The sequence below is a fragment of the Pseudomonas sp. BAY1663 genome (genome assembly GCF_000582595.1).
In the GTDB taxonomy this organism is placed as follows: Bacteria; Pseudomonadota; Gammaproteobacteria; order Pseudomonadales; family Pseudomonadaceae; genus Stutzerimonas; species Stutzerimonas stutzeri_AF.
Genome location: NZ_AZSV01000029.1, coordinates 19,413 through 35,678 on the forward strand (window position 1 = coordinate 19,413; position 16,266 = coordinate 35,678).

The window sequence follows — 16,266 nt, forward strand, 5'->3', positions numbered from 1 at the left end:
CGGCTTTTTGCTGGCCGACGATTCGCTCAGCCGCCCAGGTAGGCGTCGCGCACCTTCGGATCGGTGAGCAGGTCCTCGCCGCTGCCTTGCATGACGATGTGGCCGTTTTCTAGCACATAGCCGCGATCAGCCAGCTTGAGCGCCTGGTTGGCGTTCTGCTCGACCAGGAACACCGTCACGCCATCCTCGCGCAGTTGTTCGATGATCTCGAAGATCTGCTGGATGATGATCGGCGCCAGGCCCAGCGACGGCTCGTCGAGCAGCAACAACTTGGGCTTGCTCATCAGCGCGCGGGCGATGGCGAGCATCTGCTGCTCGCCGCCGGACATGGTGCCGCCGCGCTGCTGGTAGCGTTCCTTCAGGCGCGGGAAGAGGTCGAGGACCCTGTCCAACTGCTCCTGGAAGTCCGTCTTGCCAGTGAAAAAGCCGCCCATGGAGAGGTTTTCCTCCACCGTCAGGCGGGCGAAGATCCGCCGCCCTTCGGGCACCACGGCGATCGCCTTGCGCATGATGTCGCAGGTCTGTTGTCCGACCAGTTCCTCGCCCTGGAAGCGGATGCTGCCGCTGGCCGCCCGCGGCGAGCCGCAAAGCGTCATCAACAGGGTCGACTTGCCGGCACCGTTGGCGCCGATCAGCGTGACGATTTCACCCTTTTCCACATGCATGCTGATGCCATGCAGGGCCTGGATCTTGCCGTAGAAGGTCGAGACGTTTTCGAAAGTCAGCATGCTCACGCCTCTCCCAGATAGGCTTTGATCACATCCGGATTGTTGCGGATCTGTTCGGGCGCACCGTCGGCCAGGGGGGTGCCCTGGTTGATCACGTAGATGTGGTCGGAAATGCTCATCACCAGCTTCATGTCGTGTTCGATCAGCAGCACGGTGACGCCGTGCTCGTCGCGTAGCATCGCGATCAGCGCCTTGAGGTCCTCGGTTTCCCTCGGGTTGAGGCCGGCTGCCGGCTCGTCGAGCATGAGGATGCGCGGGCGCGTCATCATGCAGCGGGCGATCTCCAGGCGGCGCTGCTGGCCATAGGCGAGGGTGCCGGCTGGACGGTTGGCGATATCGGTCAGGTTCACCTGCTCCAGCCAGTGCGCGGCGAAGTCCATGGCCTCGCGCTCGCTCTGGCGGAACGCCGGGGTCTTCAGCAGGCCGGCGAGGAAGTTGGTGTTCAGGTGCCGGTGCTGCGCCACCAGCAGGTTCTCCACCGCCGTCATGTCCTTGAACAGGCGCACGTTCTGGAAGGTGCGCACCACGCCCTGGCGGGCGATCTTGTGCCCGGGCAGGCCATGGATCGGCGCGCCGTCGAGGAGAATCTCCCCGGCGGTCGGCTGGTAGAAGCCGGTCAGGCAGTTGAATACGGTGGTCTTGCCGGCCCCGTTGGGGCCGATCATCGAGACCACTTGCTTGTCGTGTACGGTCAGGCCTACCTGGTTGACGGCCAGCAGGCCGCCAAAACGCATCGTCAGGCCGCGTACTTCGAGAATCGGGCGGCTCATTGCTTCAACTCCAGGTGGGGGCGTTGCATGGGGAGCAGGCCCTGCGGACGCCAGATCATCATCAGCACCATCAGGGCGCCGAACATCAACATGCGGTATTCGCTGAACTCGCGCATCAGCTCGGGCAGCAGGATCATCACGATAGCCGCAAGGATCACGCCCAGCTGCGAGCCCATGCCACCCAGCACGACGATGGCGAGGATGATCGCCGATTCGATGAAGGTGAAGGATTCCGGCGACACCAGCCCCTGGCGCGCGGCGAAGAAGCTGCCGGCGAAACCGGCGAAGGACGCGCCGAGGGTGAAGGCCGAGAGCTTGATCACCGTGGGGTTCATGCCCAGGGCGCGACAGGCGATCTCGTCTTCGCGCAGCGCTTCCCAGGCACGGCCGATGGGCATGCGCAGCAGGCGATTGATCACGAACAGGGTCAACAGCACCAGCAGCAGGGCGATCAGGTAGAGGAAGATCACCTTGTTCACCGAGTTGTAGGCGACGCCGAAGTACTCGTGGAAGGTCTGCATGCCTTCGGCCGCGCGGCGATCGAAGGACAGGCCGAACAGCGTCGGCTTGTCGATGCCGCTGATGCCGTTGGGGCCGCCGGTGATCTCGGTCATGTTGCGCAGCAGGATGCGGATGATCTCGCCGAAGCCGAGGGTCACGATGGCCAGGTAGTCGCCGCGCAGGCGCAGCACCGGGAAGCCGAGCAGGAAGCCGAACAGCGCAGCCATCGCCCCGGCGATCGGCAGTGCGGTCCAGAAGCCGACACCGTAGTAGTGCGACAGCAGCGCGTAGGTGTAGGCGCCCACGGCGTAGAAGCCGACGTAGCCCAGGTCCAGCAGGCCGGCGAGGCCGACGACGATGTTCAGGCCGAGGCCGAGCATCACGTAGATCAGGATCAGCGTGGCGATGTCCACCGCGCCGCGCGAGCCGTAGAACGGCCAGGCCAGGGCGATCAGGACCAAGGCCAGGATGACCCAGCGCTGGGTCGACGGCAGGGTGAGGAAGCTGCCGGCGCCGGCCGGAATGCTCGGCAGGTTCGGACTGGCGGCCCAGCCGGCGGCCAGGCGGGTGCGGAACAACTGCCAGAAGAACATGGCCACGGCGCCCGCGGCGATGATCCAGAAGGTATTGGCGTCGGCGCCGTGGACTTCCACGCGGATACCGACGGTGGTGAGCTTCAGGCCGAACACCGGCACCGCGACGGCGATGACCAGCAGGGCGCTGAAGAAGGCGGTACGCAGGTGCAGGGTCATACCTTTTCCACCTCCGGACGGCCGAGGATGCCGGTGGGGCGGAACAGCAGCACCAGCACCAGCAGGCTGAAGGCCACCACGTCCTTGTACTGGTCGCCGAAGATGTCGGCGCCGAAGGCTTCGGCCACGCCCAGCACCAGGCCACCGAGCATGGCGCCGGGAATGCTGCCGATACCGCCGAGCACCGCCGCGGTGAACGCCTTGATACCGGCGAGGAAGCCGATGTGCGGGTTGATCACGCCGTACTGCATGCTGATCAGCACCGCCGCCACGGCGGCCAGCGCGGCGCCGATGACGAAGGTCAGGGCGATGATGCTGTTGGTGTTGATGCCTAGCAGGTTGGCCATCTTCAGGTCTTCGGCACAGGCGCGGCAGGCACGGCCCAGGCGCGAACGCGAGATGAACAGGGTCAGGCCGTACATGGCGGCGAAGGTGACCACGAAGATCAGGATCTGCATGTAGGAAATGGTCACCCCGTTCATGGTGCTCTCGCCGATGACCAGGTTGCCCGGCATCAGGTTGGGGATGGCCTTGTCCTTGGAGTCCTGGGCCAGCAGCACGACGTTCTGCAGGAAGATCGACATGCCGATCGCCGAGATCAGCGGGATCAGCCGGTTGCTGCCGCGCAGCGGGCGATAGGCGACCCGCTCGATGCTGTAGCCATAGGCACTGGTGACGATCATGGCGGCGACGAAGGCGCCGATCATCAGGATCGGCAGCGCGTCGAGGCCCATCATGGACAGGCCGACGATGGCGATGAAGGCGACATACGAGCCGATCATGTACACCTCGCCGTGGGCGAAGTTGATCATGCCGATGATGCCGTACACCATCGTGTAGCCGATGGCGATCAGCGCATAGGTGCTGCCAACGGTGAGCCCGTTGATCAGCTGTTGTAGGTAGTGGTAAAGCTCAGGCATCACTGCTCTCCGAAGTCCTGCAATTCCAATTCCGGTCGGCTGCACTGCCCACTTCGAACGCACCGCACACCCTGGCGCGGCGCCACTGCGGTACGGCGCCCTGCGGATCGCGCACGGCTCCGGTTCGAGGCGGGCCCGCTGTTCAGGCCGCTCGTCAAGGTTACAGGTATGGCAAGGCGGCCCGGTGCTTGTGGCAGGGCCGCCCGCTAAAACAAAGCCCACAAGCGAGTGTGGGCTTCGTCAGGCTGATGGAAATTACTTGGCTTCGGTCTTGGTGCCGTCCTGGTGCCATTCGTAGACGACGAAGTTGAAGTCCTTCAGGTCGCCTTTCTCGTCGAATGCCAGCACGCCGGTGGGGGTGTCGAAGGTGTTGCTGCGCAGCGCTTCGGCCACCTTGTCGGTGTCGGTGCTGCCGGCTTTCTCGATGCCTTCGGCGATCACCTGGACGGCGGCGTAGGCTGGGAACACGAACGGACCGCTCGGGTCCTGCTTCTTCGCCTTGAAGCCCTCGACCAGCTCCTTGTTGCGCGGGTCCTGGTCGAAGGATTTCGGCAGGGTCACATACAGGCCTTCGGAGGCCGGGCCGGCGATGGCGGAGATTTCCGAGTTGCCGACGCCTTCCGGGCCCATGAAGCGTACGTTCAGGCCTTTCTCTTTCGACTGGCGCAGCAGCAGGCCCAGTTCCGGGTGGTAGCCGCCGTAGTAGATGAAGTCCACGCCTTCGCGCTTGAGGCGCGCGATCAGCGAGGAGAAGTCCTTGTCGCCGGCGTTGATGCCTTCGAACATGCCGACCATGATGCCCTTGCCTTCCAGGGTCTGCTTGACGGCAGTGGCGATGCCTTCGCCGTACTGCTGCTTGTCGTGGATCACGGCGACATTCTTCGGCTTGATGTGGTCGGCGATGAAGTTGCCGGCGGTCGGGCCCTGCAGGCTGTCGAGGCCGATGGTGCGGAAGATCAGCTCATAACCGCGCGAGGTGATGTCCGGGCTGGTGGACGCCGCGGTAATCATCAGGATGCCTTCATCCTCGTAGATGTCGGATGCCGGCTGAGTGGAGCTGGAGCAGAGGTGGCCGACAACGAACTTGACGTTGTCATTGACGATCTTGTTGGCCACCGCCACGGCCTGCTTCGGATCGCAGGCATCGTCGTAGCGAACGCCCTGCAGTTGTGCGCCGTTCACCCCGCCGGCCTTGTTGATCTGCTCGATGGCCATTTCGGCCCCGATGAATTGCATGTCCCCATATTGCGCGACCGGCCCGGTCACCGGGCCTGCCAATCCGATACGGATGGTGTCGGCGGCCAGGGTGTAGCTGGCGGCACCGGTCAGAGCCATGGCCAGGAAGATTTTCGAAAGACGCTGCTTGGTCTTCATAAGTGCTCCACTTGCATCGTTATTGTTTGAATCCTGCGGGCCGGAGTGCCGTTAAGAAGCGAACATCCCCGATAACGCTCCGGCAACTGTACCGGCACAGTGTAGAAGTGTCTTGTCCGTTTGCACAGCCGGCAGATTCAACCGTTTGATGGGATCCGGGGCGCGGGTATCATGGCGCCCTTTAGTTCTGGTGAGTCCCATGACCGACGACGCAAGCACTCTTTATGCCAAGCTGCTGGGCGAAACCGCGGCGATAACCTGGCAGGAATTGCAGCCTTTCTTCGCTCGTGGCGCGCTGTTGCAGGTGGCCGACGATTTCGACCTGATCGAAGTGGCGCTTGCGGTAGCCGAGGACGATCGGGCGAAAGTCGCTGCCTGGCTGGCCAGTGGGCAGTTGTCGAAGATGGACGTCGAACGGGCCCAGGACTGGCAGGCCCGCGACCCGGACCTTTGGGCCGTGGTGGTCGCGCCCTGGGTGCTGGTGCAGGAGCGCGGCGCGAAGCCGGCTCTGCACTGAAACGGGGCGTTTGGCTACGGCCAGCCGTTTCGCCCACGGCGCTCATGCCACTTTTTTGCACACGTCCTTGCGATTGGGCATTTCCTTGCATTTCTCGCCGAGCGCACGGAATTCGTTTTCGTTGCGCTTCAGTTTGTTGGCCAGCATCTTCTCGACGATGAACAGCTCCTCCGAGCCCAGGTGGCGTTCGGCCTGCTCGATGGCGGCGAGCGCCGCGTCCGCATTGCCGCTGCCCAGGTGATAGCCGATCAGTTGTTCGTAAACGCCGGGGCCGGCCAGCGACCAGTCGCCGATGGCTTTCAACTGGGCCAATGCCTGGCTTTTCTCACCGGCGGCCATGTGCACGTTGAACAGGCTGCGGCGTATGCCGGGCTGGTTCGCCACCGGTGAGCGAAGCGCGCGCTGGGCGAGCGTCCTGGCATCCTTCAGGTTCTTCTGGCCCAGGGCCTCGTTGGCGCCGTAGGCGTTGCGGTAGGCTTCCAGCGAGGCCTTCACCGTCGGGTTGTCGCGGACCTTGCGCCAGTTGCGTTTGTCGACCCGGCTGTAGCGCTGCTCGTCGTACTCGCGCTGCAAGTACTGGCGCAGATCGGTATCACGGCGCTGCGCGGACATGTGCGAGCGCGTCAGGTGCTCGCCCACGGCACTGGCCGTGGTCGCCAGCCCTTGATTGACGAACGTGTTGATCTCCTGCGTGAAGCTGTTGAGGTCGAGCTGCTTCAGCGAGTCCTGCATGGCGCCCTTGCGGGCCTGGAGGAAGCTGCCGAGAACCGGCTTCTGCTTGCCCTGGAAGTCCTCGAGCCGCTGCAGGCTGTGGCTCGCGCCCCGTGGCGCGTAGTTGGCCTTGACCAGCAGGTCGGTGCCGAGCAGGTCGGCCTGGTCTTCCTGGACGCGGCCCCAGGCGGTGTTCCAGACGTTGTCCGAGAAGGTATTGGCCAGGGTGGTGTAGAGCACCGTGTCGCCGATGATCTTCTGGGTCGCCAGCGGGTCCTTGCTGATCAGCGTCCACTGCGAGGCACCACGCTGCAGTCGCGTGTCGGCCAGCGTCGCGGCGATCACGGTGGTGGTGGCGATATTGGTGAGCAGTTCGCGTTGCTGGTCGAAGGCCAGCCGCCGGTCATGATGGCGCAGCAGCACGTGGCTCATTTCATGGGCCAGCATGGCGGCGATCTCGTCTTCGCTCTCCACGCCTTCGAGCATGCCCAGGGGCACGAACAGGTTGCCGTAGGGATCGGCCGAGGGCCCGAAGGTGTAGCTGTCGATCACTTTCACCTGCAGGGTCGGCAGTTCGCCGGGCCAGCCCTTGCCGAGCCGCACGACGATGCCCTGCAAATAGGATTGCAGGGCGGGAATCACCACCAGGTTCTGCTGGCGGATCTCGTTGGCCGGCAGGCCGCGGCCGTCGTAGCTCAGGCGCAGATCCTGGCCGTGCTGGCGATCGAGCGCGAAGTGCTGGCGCACGTCCTCCTGTTCCAGGTACTTGCCCTGGAAGTTGCTCTGGGTGCTTTTGCCGGCGAGGTTGATGAGTGCTTCCGGGGCGCCCTGCAGCGTGGCGCAACCGGGCAGTGCGAACACCAGCATGGCCAGCATGAAGGTCTTTACGTCAGGGTTTCTCACAGCCGGCTCCATACCCGATGGTGGACAGGTTGGTGGCGCTTTCGGCCTTGCCCCTGGGCAGCCTGGCGCACGGCATGGGAACGGTCTTGCCCTCGTTCAACCGAACGTCGACGCCGTCGAGCCAGACGCGCTGGCCGCCGATCTCGACCTGTACCAGTTCCAGCTCCTCGTTCCACTGCAGCGCCGCCAGTGGCGGGGGCGGTAGCTCGGCGCGCGGCTGCTTGTGCAGGAGCCGGCCGGTTTCGTCCAGCAGGGCGACCGGATCGCTGACGTATTGCACCACGGCCAATTCGGCCGCATGGCCGATGCCGCTGAACAACAGCCCACAGAGCAGGGCGAAGGGTTTATGCATGGGGGACTCCTTTCACGAGGGAATTGGGTGCCGGGGCGGCGCGATGGCTGGTCTCCCGCTGCCGAGGCAGCAGCAGGACGGTCAGCAACAGAAGGCCGAGCACGTTCACGGGGGTGATTCGCAGCGTGTAGAGCAGCCAGCTGAGCGCGAGCAGGAACACGACCGCGCAGAGAGGAATGGTGATGCGCTGCTGCCGGGCGTGCGTATCCGTGCGGTGCGATTCGAACCAGAGGACGAAGAGCACGAACGCCATCTCGAACAGGTCGAGCACGTCGATCTCGGTGCCGAAGACTTCGGGCGGCGCACTGAAGTAATCCAGTCCGTACTGGATCAGGTTGTCCAGCGCCATGGCATGGCTATAGACGCCCGGCAACTGGCCGTGGACGGGAGAGAGGGCGAGGTCCTCGGCCGATTCGATGGCCGCGCCAACCAGCACCAGGCGGTCGGCCAGCAGTTCGCGCAGCATCGCCTGTTCTTCCGGCACGGTCGTGGCCAGGGTGCTGGCGGTGATGGTCAGGTGATAGGGGCACAGCGTTTCGCTGGGGCTGCTGATTCGCCAGAAGATGGCCCGCAGTATCAGCTCCAGGGTCTGGCGCCAGGGGCCTGGTTGCGCCGGGCATTGGCTGATGTCACTCACGTGGCGCTGCTCCTGCGCCGGGCCACGCCCCCACTGCAGTGCGATCGGCGGTTTCGTGGCGGCCAGCAGCGGCGTATCCGGCAGCGGGTCGCAAGAATGCTGGCTGCAATGGACGCGGTACAGCGCGAAGGCGGCGGTGTCCAGCCAGCCTTCGGCCGTTTCCGCAGCCAACGGGTACTGGTCCTGGTAGCCGCTCCAGCCCACCAGGGCGGGGCGGCTGGCGGCGCTGAGCTCGGGCAGGGTACTGGCTTGCGCCGCCCCCGTGCTGGCCAGGTACAGGGGAATCCCCGCGGCCCGGTAGCGCTCGAAGACGTTGCCCAGCAACTGGCTGCTGTCGTTGTTGCGACCGCGCGAATGGTCGTAGCTGTACATCAGATCCACCATCACCGCGGCGGGGCGGTAGGCCAGCAGCTGGCGAAAGAGCTTGCTCTGCTCGGCATAGGGCAGCGGCCAGTGGCTGTCGCGTTGGCGCAGGTAGTCATCGTCGATGAGGACCACGGCGATCCGCTGCCTGGCGCTGGTTTCGTAGCCGTTGGCCAGGAGCTGGTTCAGCAGGCGGGCGGACGCGGCCTCGGTCGCGCTGGTGAGGCCGAAGGGATCGAGAAGAATGACGAACAACCCGCCGAAGCTGGCCAGCGCGGAGAACTTGCGAAAGAAGGCTGGCACGCGATCGATCCCTGATGATTTCAAAGTGACATCAATGGATGTTCGGTGAACTGTTTCACAAAAGTCAACGCTCGCGAACCGCTCGGGCCGCGGATCGGCTGCATGCCCGTTGCCGAGGTTGTTCTGTCAGCCATGGTGTTGGTAGGCGCGGCGGGGAACCGGCACTGCACTGAAGAGGGACGGCGGCGTATGGTCGCAGCGGCGCCATTCGGGCAGCGGTCAGTTGCTAAATGCAGAGGGGGCTTTGCTCGACGAGATGAGCGCCTCGTGCGGCGAAGTTGGCGGCGAAGTTGGCGGCGCCTGCGCGACAGCCGCCTTGGCGAGGCGGTGCAGCACCTTTTATCGGCTGCGCACCCAGCGCATCCGGGCCCAGCCGCTGAACGCATCCACCGCCAGCACCATCGCCAGCATGGCGAGGATCACCGTCGAGGCCTGGGCTTCCTGGAACAGGCTGAGGCTCATGTAGAGCATCTGCCCAGCCCGCCGGCGCCGACGAAGCCGAGCACGCTGGCCATGCGGATATTGTTCTCCCAGCGATACAGGGTATAGGCCACCAGCTGCGGCCAGAGCGTCGGCAGGGTGCCGTAGCAGAACGCGGCGATGCGTCCGCCGCCGCTCAGCCGCAGTGCCTCGCCGGGTGCGGGCGGGGTGTTTTCCAGCGCTTCGGCGAACAGCCGGCCGAGCACGCCGGCGGTATGCAGGGCCAGCGCCAGGGTGCCGGCATTCGGCCCCAGCCCGGCGGCCAGCACCATCAGCGCCGCCCAGACCAGCTCCGGAATCGCCCGCAGCGCATTGAGCAGCAGCCGCGAGGCCGCCTGCAGGATCACGCCGAAGCGCCCGGCGGCGGGCAGTGCCAGCAGCAGGCCGAGCAATGCCGCCAGCAGCGTGCCGATGGCCGACATGGCGAGGGTTTCCAGCGCGCCGTAAGCGATGGCGTGCAGATGCGCCAGCGACAGGTCGGGCGCGAGGAAGCCCGCGGCATAGCCAGCCATCTGCCCGAGGCCTTCGCGGCTGAGCAGGGCACTGGTCTCCAGTTGCAGGAAGGCGAAGGCGGCGATGACCGCCGCCAGCAGCGCGCCGGGGATCAGCAGGCGCGACAGCAGCTTCATGCGAACCTCCAGCGCAGCAGCCGGCTGAGCAGGTCGGCCAGCAGCACCAGCAGCAGGAAGGTCAGCAGCATGCTGGCGACTTCGCCGCCGGCGAACATGCGCATCGACAGGTCCATCTGCTGGCCGAGCCCGCCGGCACCGACGAAGCCCATCACCACCGAGGCGCGGATCGCGCATTCCCAGCGATAGACCGTGTAGGAAAGCATTTCGGCGGTCGCCTGCGGCAGCACGCCGTAGAAGAATGCCTGCAGGCGCGACGCGCCGGCACCGAGCAGGGCACGGGCGGCAGCGGGTCGACCGACTCGAAGATCTCCGCGTAGACCTTGCCGAGCATGCCGGCATAGGTGATGGCGATGGCCAGCACGCCGGCGGTCGGCCCCAGGCCCACGGCGCGGACGAACAGCAGCGCCCAGACGATTTCCGGAAGCTGCGCAAGACGATCAGCAGCCCGCGCACCGGCCAGCGCAGCGTCTGCGCCCACCAGGCCGGCCGGCCGCCGCGGCTGAGCGCCGAGAGCGACAGCGCACGGGTGGCCAGCAGCGCGCAGGGCATGGCGACGGCCAGGGCCAAGGTCATGCCGGCGGTGGCGATGGCCAGGGTTTCCAGCGTCGCCTGCCAGAGCAGAGCGAGGAACTCGCCGCCATGTTCCGGCGGCCAGAAGCCGGCGAGGAACGCTGCCATGGTGTCGGCGTTGCTGCCGTCGAACAGCACGCCCAGGTCCAGCTCGCTCAGGCCCAGGCCCGGCCATAGCAGTGCCACGGCCAGCAATGTCAGCAGCAGGCGTGAAGTGGCGGCAGGGTCGCGCTGGACGAGAGCGGGGTTCAGCATCGTGGAATGTTCAGCTGCTGCACGAGCGCCGGTTGTACCGGCTCGCGTTCGAGCTGCTCGTTGGCATACAGCGCAGCGAGTTCGTCAGGGCTGACTTGTGCGGTGGGCTTGTCGAACAGGATGCGGCCGTCGCGCACGCCGACGATCCGTGGGAAATGCTCCAGCGCGAGTTCCACCGCATGCAGGCTGGCCAGCAGCGTGGCGTTGCGACGTTGCGTCTCGCGGTTGAGCACGCCGAGCGTATAGGCGGCGAGCACCGGGTCCATGGCCGAAACCGGCTCGTCGGCGAGGATCAGCTCTGGCGCCTGGTAGAGCATGCGGGCGATGCCGACGCGCTGCAGCTGGCCACCGGAAAGCTGGTCGCAGCGCATGTACAGCTTGTCGGCCAGGTCCAGCCGGCCGAGCGCTTCGGCGGCGCCCTGGCGGTCCAGCGGATAGATCAGGCTGAGCAGGCTTTTGGGCAGCGACCACTGGCCGAGGCGGCCGGCCAGCACGGCGGTGATCACCCGTTGCCGCGGCGGCAGCGGCGGTGCCTGGTGGATCAGGCCGATGCGCGTGCGCAACCGCTGGCGGGCGCCGGCGGAAAGCCTCCAGGGCTGCTGGCCGAGCAGCTCCAGCTGGCCCTGGTCGGGCTTGAGGCTGGTGGCCAGCAGGCGCAGCAGGGTGGTCTTGCCGGCGCCGGAGGGGCCGATGATGGCGACCCGTTCGCCCTGCATGATCTGCAGGTCGATCCCGCGCAGCGCTGGCTGGCCGCCGGCGTGGCTGTGTCCCACGGCGGACAGCTTCAGCGCCGGCCAGGACCCGGCGACGCGATGGTCTTGCGCCGTGGGGACGGCTTCCAGGGCATTCATGTGCGGCGAGGACCGGACGTCACTTGAGCAGGCCGGCGGCGCGCGCGGCCTGCTCGATGCCTTGGTAGTTCTCCGGCTTGGTCTCGATGAAGCGGCTGGCGGCCTGCAGGTCGAGGATCGCCTTGTGCTCGGGGTTGGCCGGATCGAGCGCAAGGAACGCCGCCTTGAGCTTCTCGACCAGTTCCGGATCGAGATTGCCGCGCACGGTCCAGTTGTAGTCGTAGTAGGGCGGCGTGGTGGAAATCACGCGGACCTTGTCGGTGTCGACCTTGCCGGCGGCGACCAGCTTGTCCCACACCGAGGCGTTGAGCACGCCGGCATCGGCCTTGCCGGCCTCGACCCAGGCGGCCGTGGCGTCATGGGCGCCGGAGTAGGCGATGCGCTTGAAGAATTTCTCCGGCTCGATGCCATCCTTGAGCATGAAGTAGCGCGGCATCAGGCTGCCGGAGGTGGAGGATACCGAGCCGAAGGCGAAGGTCTTGCCCTTCAGATCCGCCAGCGACTGCACGTCGGGATCGGCGGTGATGAACTTGCTGGTGAACTGCTCGTCCTGCTCGCGCTGCACCAGCGGGATCGCATCGCCGGTCTTCAGGCGGGTCTGCACGAAGGTGAAACCGCCCAGCCAGGCCAGGTCGAGGCGATCGGAGGCCAGGGACTCGACCACGGCGGCGTAGTCGGAAACCGGGGTGAACTTCACCGGCATGCCCAGTTCTCGTTCCAGGTACTCGCCCAGGGGCTTGAACTTGCGGATCAGTTCGGTGGGCGCTTCGTCGGGGATGGCGGAAACCCGCAGCGTTTCGGCTGCTTGGGTGGTGGCAACGGACAGGAATACGGCAAGGCCGGCAACGGCTGCAGGGTGCGCTTCAGCATTGAGGGTTCTCCGGTTCAATAGCGGAAAAAGCGCACGAATTATAGTGGGTGTTGGCCAGGCTGCGGCAAGCGCCGCGCCATTGTCGTGCCAGTGGGTTGTCTGCAAGGCGCGTTTGCCCATGATCGCCAGCGAGCGGGCTCGTGCAGATACCCGCACGAGCACCGCCGATGACCGGAACTTTTTTTCGCGCCTACACCTAAGCACTCTGTAATGGCCGGATATTGTCAAAGTGCCATTTCTTATGGACATCCCCAGTGGAAAGGACGCGAACGTGAAGGACATCGTATCGGGCCGCGCGGCCATCGTGTGGGCGGACGGCTATTCGTTCAGGGAAGTCGAAATACTGTGCGCCGAGCCTGTCGAGGGGCATGCGCCGGTGCTGCCCCTGGCAGAAAAGGTACTCACCGAAGCCCGTTTGGCCACCTTTCTGCTAGGGCCGCTGCTGGTCGACCTGCCCCAGGGCTGATGCGTTACGAATGAGCGCCACCGCCTTGGCCGAGCCGGCCCCGGCAGGGCTAGAATCAGCGCCTTCGTTCGCAAAGGAGCCGCCCCATGTCCGACCTGCCCACTCTCGCCTTCGCCGGCATTGGCCTGATGGGCCTGCCGATGTGCCGCCGCCTGCTGGCGGCGGGGTATCGTCTGGCGGTGTGGAACCGCTCGCCCGGCAAATGCCGGCCGCTGGTCGAACTCGGTGCCCGGGTGGTGGCGACGCCGGCCGAGCTCTGTGCCGAGGCGGATATCGTGCTGCTGTGCCTGGCCGACACCGCGGCGGTGCGCGAGGTACTGTTCGGCAAGGCGGGCATCGCCGAGGGCGGCAGGGCCGGCAAGCTGCTGGTCGATCATTCCAGCCTGGAGCCGACCGCGACCCGTGACATGGCCGCCGAGCTGGAATTTCGCTGCGGCATGCGCTGGGTGGATGCGCCGGTGTCCGGTGGCACCGCGGGTGCCGAGGCCGGCACGCTGGCGATCATGGCCGGCGGCCGGGTCGAGGACATCGAGCGGGTGCGTCCGGTGCTGATGCACCTGGGCCAGCGCCTGACCCGCATGGGCGATGTCGGCGCCGGGCAGGTGAGCAAGGTCTGCAACCAGATGATCGTCGCTTGCAACGCCCTGGTGATCGCCGAAGTGGTGGCCCTGGCCGAGCGCGCCGGGGTCGACGCCAGCCTGCTGGCGCCGGCACTGGCCGGTGGTTTCGCCGATTCCAGGCCGCTGCAGATCCTCGCCCCGCAGATGGCGGCGAGCGAGTTCGAACCGGTGAAATGGCATGTGCGCACCCTGCTCAAGGACCTGGATACGGCGGTGAAGCTGTCCCGCGAACAGGGTTCGGCAACCCCGCTGAGCGGGCTGGCGGCGCAACTGATGCGCCTGCACGGCAGCCAGGGCAACCTGGAGTGCGATCCGGCGACGCTGGTGCAACTGTATCGGGAGGGCAGCCTGTGAAGATCGCCGCCAATCTGTCGCTGCTATTCAGCGAACTGCCGCTCGCCGAGCGTATTCTCGCCGCCCGCACGGCCGGTTTCGATGGCGTGGAAATCCAGTTCCCCTACGAGCTGCCGGCCATCCGCCTGAAGGAGCTGCTCGAGCGTGCCGGCCTGCCGCTGGTACTGATCAACCTGCCGGCCGGCGACCTGATGCAGGGCGGGCCGGGGCTGGCAGCCGTACCCCAGTGCCAGGAGACGTTCGACGCCGCGCTGCAGGAGGCACTGACCTATGCGCTGATGGCCCGCCCGGCCTGTGTCAACGTGCTGCCGGGGCGGCTGGCCGAGGGCATCGGGCGCGAAGAAGCGCTGACCACCCTCGAACGCAATCTGTGGAAGGCCGCGGAGGCCTTCGAGATGCTCGGCATCCGAGTGCTCTGCGAGGCGATCAACCCGCTGGACATGCCCGGCTTCCTGGTCAACAGCGCCGAGGAACTCGCGGTGCTGCTGGAACGGGTCGATCATCCCAACTGCCTGGCGCAGCTGGATTTCTACCACATGGCCCGCCAGGGGCTGGATATCCCGGCCTGCATCGAACGGCTGGCCGGGCGCATCGGCCACGTGCAGTTCGCCGATTGCCCGGGGCGTGGCGAACCGGGCAGCGGCGAAGTGGATTTCGCGGCGGCGCTGCAGGCTCTGCAGGCGAGCGGCTACCCGGGCTGGCTGGGCGCCGAATACCGGCCAGGAGATGCGGGCACCCAGGCCAGCCTAGGCTGGCTGCCGGCATGGCAGGCGCGCTGAGAGCCATCGCGCGGCATAAGCCAGGTTGATATTCGCAGACGGCGGGCAGCGCTGGTTCTAGAGTTCAGGCAAGTCCCGGCTGGTCTGCGGCCGGCATATAAGAACAATCGAGACCGACGTCATGCAGCCTTCCACCCAAGCCCCGAACGCCTGGCGCGTGCTGTTCCTGCTGTTTCTGGCCAACCTGTTCAACTTCTTCGACCGCACCATCCCGGCGATCATCGCCGAGCCGATTCGCCTGGAGTGGCGGCTCAACGACTTCCAGCTGGGCTTGATCGGCACCGCGTTCACCATCGTCTACGCCCTGGCCGGGGTACCGCTGGGACGCATGGCCGACCTCGGTTCGCGGCGCAGGATCATGGGCTGGGGCCTGACCGCCTGGAGCGGCCTGACCGCGATCAACGGGCTGGCCTGGAACTTCTGGAGCTTCCTGCTGGTGCGCATGGGCATCGGTATCGGCGAGGCCAGCTACGCGCCGGCGGCCAACTCGCTGATCGGCGACCTGTTCCCGGCGCACAAGCGCGCCCGGGCGATGGGCATCTTCATGCTGGGCCTGCCGCTGGGCCTGTTGCTGGCGTTCTTCAGCATCGGCTCGATGGTCGAGGCATTCGGCAGCTGGCGCGCGCCGTTCTTCATCGCCGCGGTACCGGGGCTGGTGCTGGCGTTGTTCATCTTCCTGGTCAGGGAACCGCAGCGCGGCGCCGCCGAGGCGGTCAAGGTATCCCAGGCGCCGGTCAGCCAGCCGGTGCGCAAGGTCCTGGCGATCCGTACCTTCTGGTGGCTGGTGCTGGCCGGGCTGGCCTTCAACTTCGCCACTTATGCCTGCAATGCCTTCATGGTGCCCCTGCTGATGCGCTATCACGCGGTGCCGCTGGTGGAGGCCTCGGTGGCCACCGGCGTGATCGTCGGGCTCACCGGGCTGGTCGGGCTGACGCTGGGCGGCTGGGTGGCGGACCGGATTCATCAGCGTTTCGCCCGCGGCCGGCTGGTGTTCGCCGCGGCGAGCATGCTGATCGCCACGCTCGCCACCGGTTATGCGCTGCTGGCGGGGCGTATCGAGGTCGGCATCTTCGTCGCGGTGTTCAGCATCGGCTGGCTGTTCTCGTACAACTTCTACACCTGCGTCTACACCGCGATCCAGGACGTGGTCGAGCCGCGCCTGCGGGCCACGGCCATGGCGCTGTTCTTCGCCGGGCTGTACCTGCTCGGCGGCGGCATGGGCACGGTGGTGGTGGGGCTGCTCTCGGACCATTTCGCCGAGGCGGCGATGCTCGCGGCCGGCGCCGGCGAGATGAGCGAAGCCTTCCGCGCCGAAGGGCTGCATGGCGCGATGTACCTGATCCCGGCGTCGTTGCTGCTGACCATGGTGTTCCTGTTCCAGGCATCGCGGACGTTCTGCCGGGATTCGCAGCGGATGACCGCCGGCATGGCGGCGGATGCTCCAGCGGCGGAGGCGGTGCCGGCCTAGGGCGTTGTCGGGGGCGCTTTCAAATCCCTATGGCTGCGAGGCCCCGGGTCCATCTATCTCGCAGCCCACACGACGATCGGCCTGCATCC

14 protein-coding genes and 3 pseudogenes are annotated in these 16,266 nt (G+C 66.3%); 5 read left to right on the plus strand and 12 right to left on the minus strand.

All coding sequences use genetic code 11. The features are described from left to right. Nucleotides 1-26 precede the first annotated feature (26 nt). The 5 genes from BAY1663_RS10530 to BAY1663_RS10550 form a co-directional block, all read right to left on the minus strand. The gene (locus BAY1663_RS10530; protein ID WP_037040369.1) at nucleotides 27-728 is read right to left on the minus strand and encodes an ABC transporter ATP-binding protein; all 702 of its coding nucleotides are present in this window, start codon (nucleotides 726-728) and stop codon (nucleotides 27-29) included. 2 nt (nucleotides 729-730) lie between these two features. Further along, nucleotides 731-1,498: a high-affinity branched-chain amino acid ABC transporter ATP-binding protein LivG gene (gene livG, locus BAY1663_RS10535; RefSeq protein WP_037040371.1), complete on the minus strand. Its 768-nt coding sequence runs from the start codon at nucleotides 1,496-1,498 to the stop codon at nucleotides 731-733. Continuing rightward, nucleotides 1,495-2,751 carry a high-affinity branched-chain amino acid ABC transporter permease LivM gene (locus BAY1663_RS10540; RefSeq protein ID WP_037040373.1) on the minus strand — a complete coding sequence of 419 codons (1,257 nt, stop codon included), beginning with the start codon at nucleotides 2,749-2,751 and terminating at the stop codon, nucleotides 1,495-1,497. Before BAY1663_RS10540 ends, livG begins: the two co-directional genes overlap by 4 nt. Then, the gene (gene livH, locus BAY1663_RS10545) at nucleotides 2,748-3,671 is read right to left on the minus strand and encodes a high-affinity branched-chain amino acid ABC transporter permease LivH (RefSeq protein ID WP_037040374.1); all 924 of its coding nucleotides are present in this window, start codon (nucleotides 3,669-3,671) and stop codon (nucleotides 2,748-2,750) included. The genes BAY1663_RS10540 and livH overlap by 4 nt, the downstream gene beginning before the upstream one ends. A 255-nt stretch (nucleotides 3,672-3,926) precedes the next feature. Beyond that, a complete protein-coding gene (locus BAY1663_RS10550) occupies nucleotides 3,927-5,045 on the minus strand; it encodes a branched-chain amino acid ABC transporter substrate-binding protein (RefSeq protein ID WP_037040375.1) in 1,119 nt (372 codons plus the stop codon). 199 nt (nucleotides 5,046-5,244) lie between these two features. Here BAY1663_RS10550 and BAY1663_RS10555 point away from each other — a divergent pair, with 199 nt between their 5' ends. Further along, nucleotides 5,245-5,562 carry a DUF2288 domain-containing protein gene (locus BAY1663_RS10555; RefSeq protein ID WP_037040376.1) on the plus strand — a complete coding sequence of 106 codons (318 nt, stop codon included), beginning with the start codon at nucleotides 5,245-5,247 and terminating at the stop codon, nucleotides 5,560-5,562. Between the two features lie 42 nt (nucleotides 5,563-5,604). Here BAY1663_RS10555 and BAY1663_RS10560 read toward each other — a convergent pair whose 3' ends face one another. The 7 genes and pseudogenes from BAY1663_RS10560 to BAY1663_RS10590 form a co-directional block, all read right to left on the minus strand. Beyond that, entirely contained in the window at nucleotides 5,605-7,149 is a 1,545-nt protein-coding gene (locus tag BAY1663_RS10560; RefSeq protein ID WP_037040377.1) for a M48 family metallopeptidase, read from the minus strand. A 13-nt stretch (nucleotides 7,150-7,162) separates the two neighbouring features. After that, nucleotides 7,163-7,528: a hypothetical protein gene (locus BAY1663_RS10565; protein WP_037040379.1), complete on the minus strand. Its 366-nt coding sequence runs from the start codon at nucleotides 7,526-7,528 to the stop codon at nucleotides 7,163-7,165. Continuing rightward, the gene (locus BAY1663_RS10570) at nucleotides 7,521-8,831 is read right to left on the minus strand and encodes a CHASE2 domain-containing protein (RefSeq protein ID WP_128576238.1); all 1,311 of its coding nucleotides are present in this window, start codon (nucleotides 8,829-8,831) and stop codon (nucleotides 7,521-7,523) included. The genes BAY1663_RS10565 and BAY1663_RS10570 overlap by 8 nt, the downstream gene beginning before the upstream one ends. 339 nt (nucleotides 8,832-9,170) lie before the next feature. Continuing rightward, nucleotides 9,171-9,940, minus strand: a pseudogene (gene phnE, locus BAY1663_RS10575) (phosphonate ABC transporter, permease protein PhnE). After that, nucleotides 9,937-10,768 (minus strand): annotated as a pseudogene (locus BAY1663_RS10580) (PhnE/PtxC family ABC transporter permease). The pseudogenes phnE and BAY1663_RS10580 overlap by 4 nt, the downstream one beginning before the upstream one ends. Next, nucleotides 10,762-11,619: a phosphonate ABC transporter ATP-binding protein gene (locus tag BAY1663_RS10585; protein ID WP_051497122.1), complete on the minus strand. Its 858-nt coding sequence runs from the start codon at nucleotides 11,617-11,619 to the stop codon at nucleotides 10,762-10,764. The pseudogene BAY1663_RS10580 and the gene BAY1663_RS10585 overlap by 7 nt, the downstream one beginning before the upstream one ends. Nucleotides 11,620-11,638: 19 nt before the next feature. Further along, nucleotides 11,639-12,489, minus strand: a pseudogene (locus BAY1663_RS10590) (putative selenate ABC transporter substrate-binding protein). Between the two features lie 272 nt (nucleotides 12,490-12,761). Here BAY1663_RS10590 and BAY1663_RS10595 point away from each other — a divergent pair. The 4 genes from BAY1663_RS10595 to BAY1663_RS10610 all read left to right on the plus strand — a co-directional run bounded on the left by BAY1663_RS10595 (nucleotide 12,762) and on the right by BAY1663_RS10610 (nucleotide 16,177). Beyond that, a complete protein-coding gene (locus BAY1663_RS10595) occupies nucleotides 12,762-12,956 on the plus strand; it encodes a hypothetical protein (protein ID WP_256206674.1) in 195 nt (64 codons plus the stop codon). Between the two features lie 86 nt (nucleotides 12,957-13,042). Further along, complete coding sequence (locus BAY1663_RS10600) at nucleotides 13,043-13,930, plus strand: NAD(P)-dependent oxidoreductase (RefSeq protein WP_037040385.1); 888 nt, start codon at nucleotides 13,043-13,045, stop codon at nucleotides 13,928-13,930. Further along, nucleotides 13,927-14,709, plus strand: coding sequence for a hydroxypyruvate isomerase family protein (locus BAY1663_RS10605; protein ID WP_037040387.1), 783 nt, complete (start codon nucleotides 13,927-13,929; stop codon nucleotides 14,707-14,709). Before BAY1663_RS10600 ends, BAY1663_RS10605 begins: the two co-directional genes overlap by 4 nt. A gap of 121 nt (nucleotides 14,710-14,830) precedes the next feature. Then, the gene (locus tag BAY1663_RS10610) at nucleotides 14,831-16,177 is read left to right on the plus strand and encodes an MFS transporter (RefSeq protein ID WP_037040389.1); all 1,347 of its coding nucleotides are present in this window, start codon (nucleotides 14,831-14,833) and stop codon (nucleotides 16,175-16,177) included. Nucleotides 16,178-16,266: the final 89 nt, after the last annotated feature.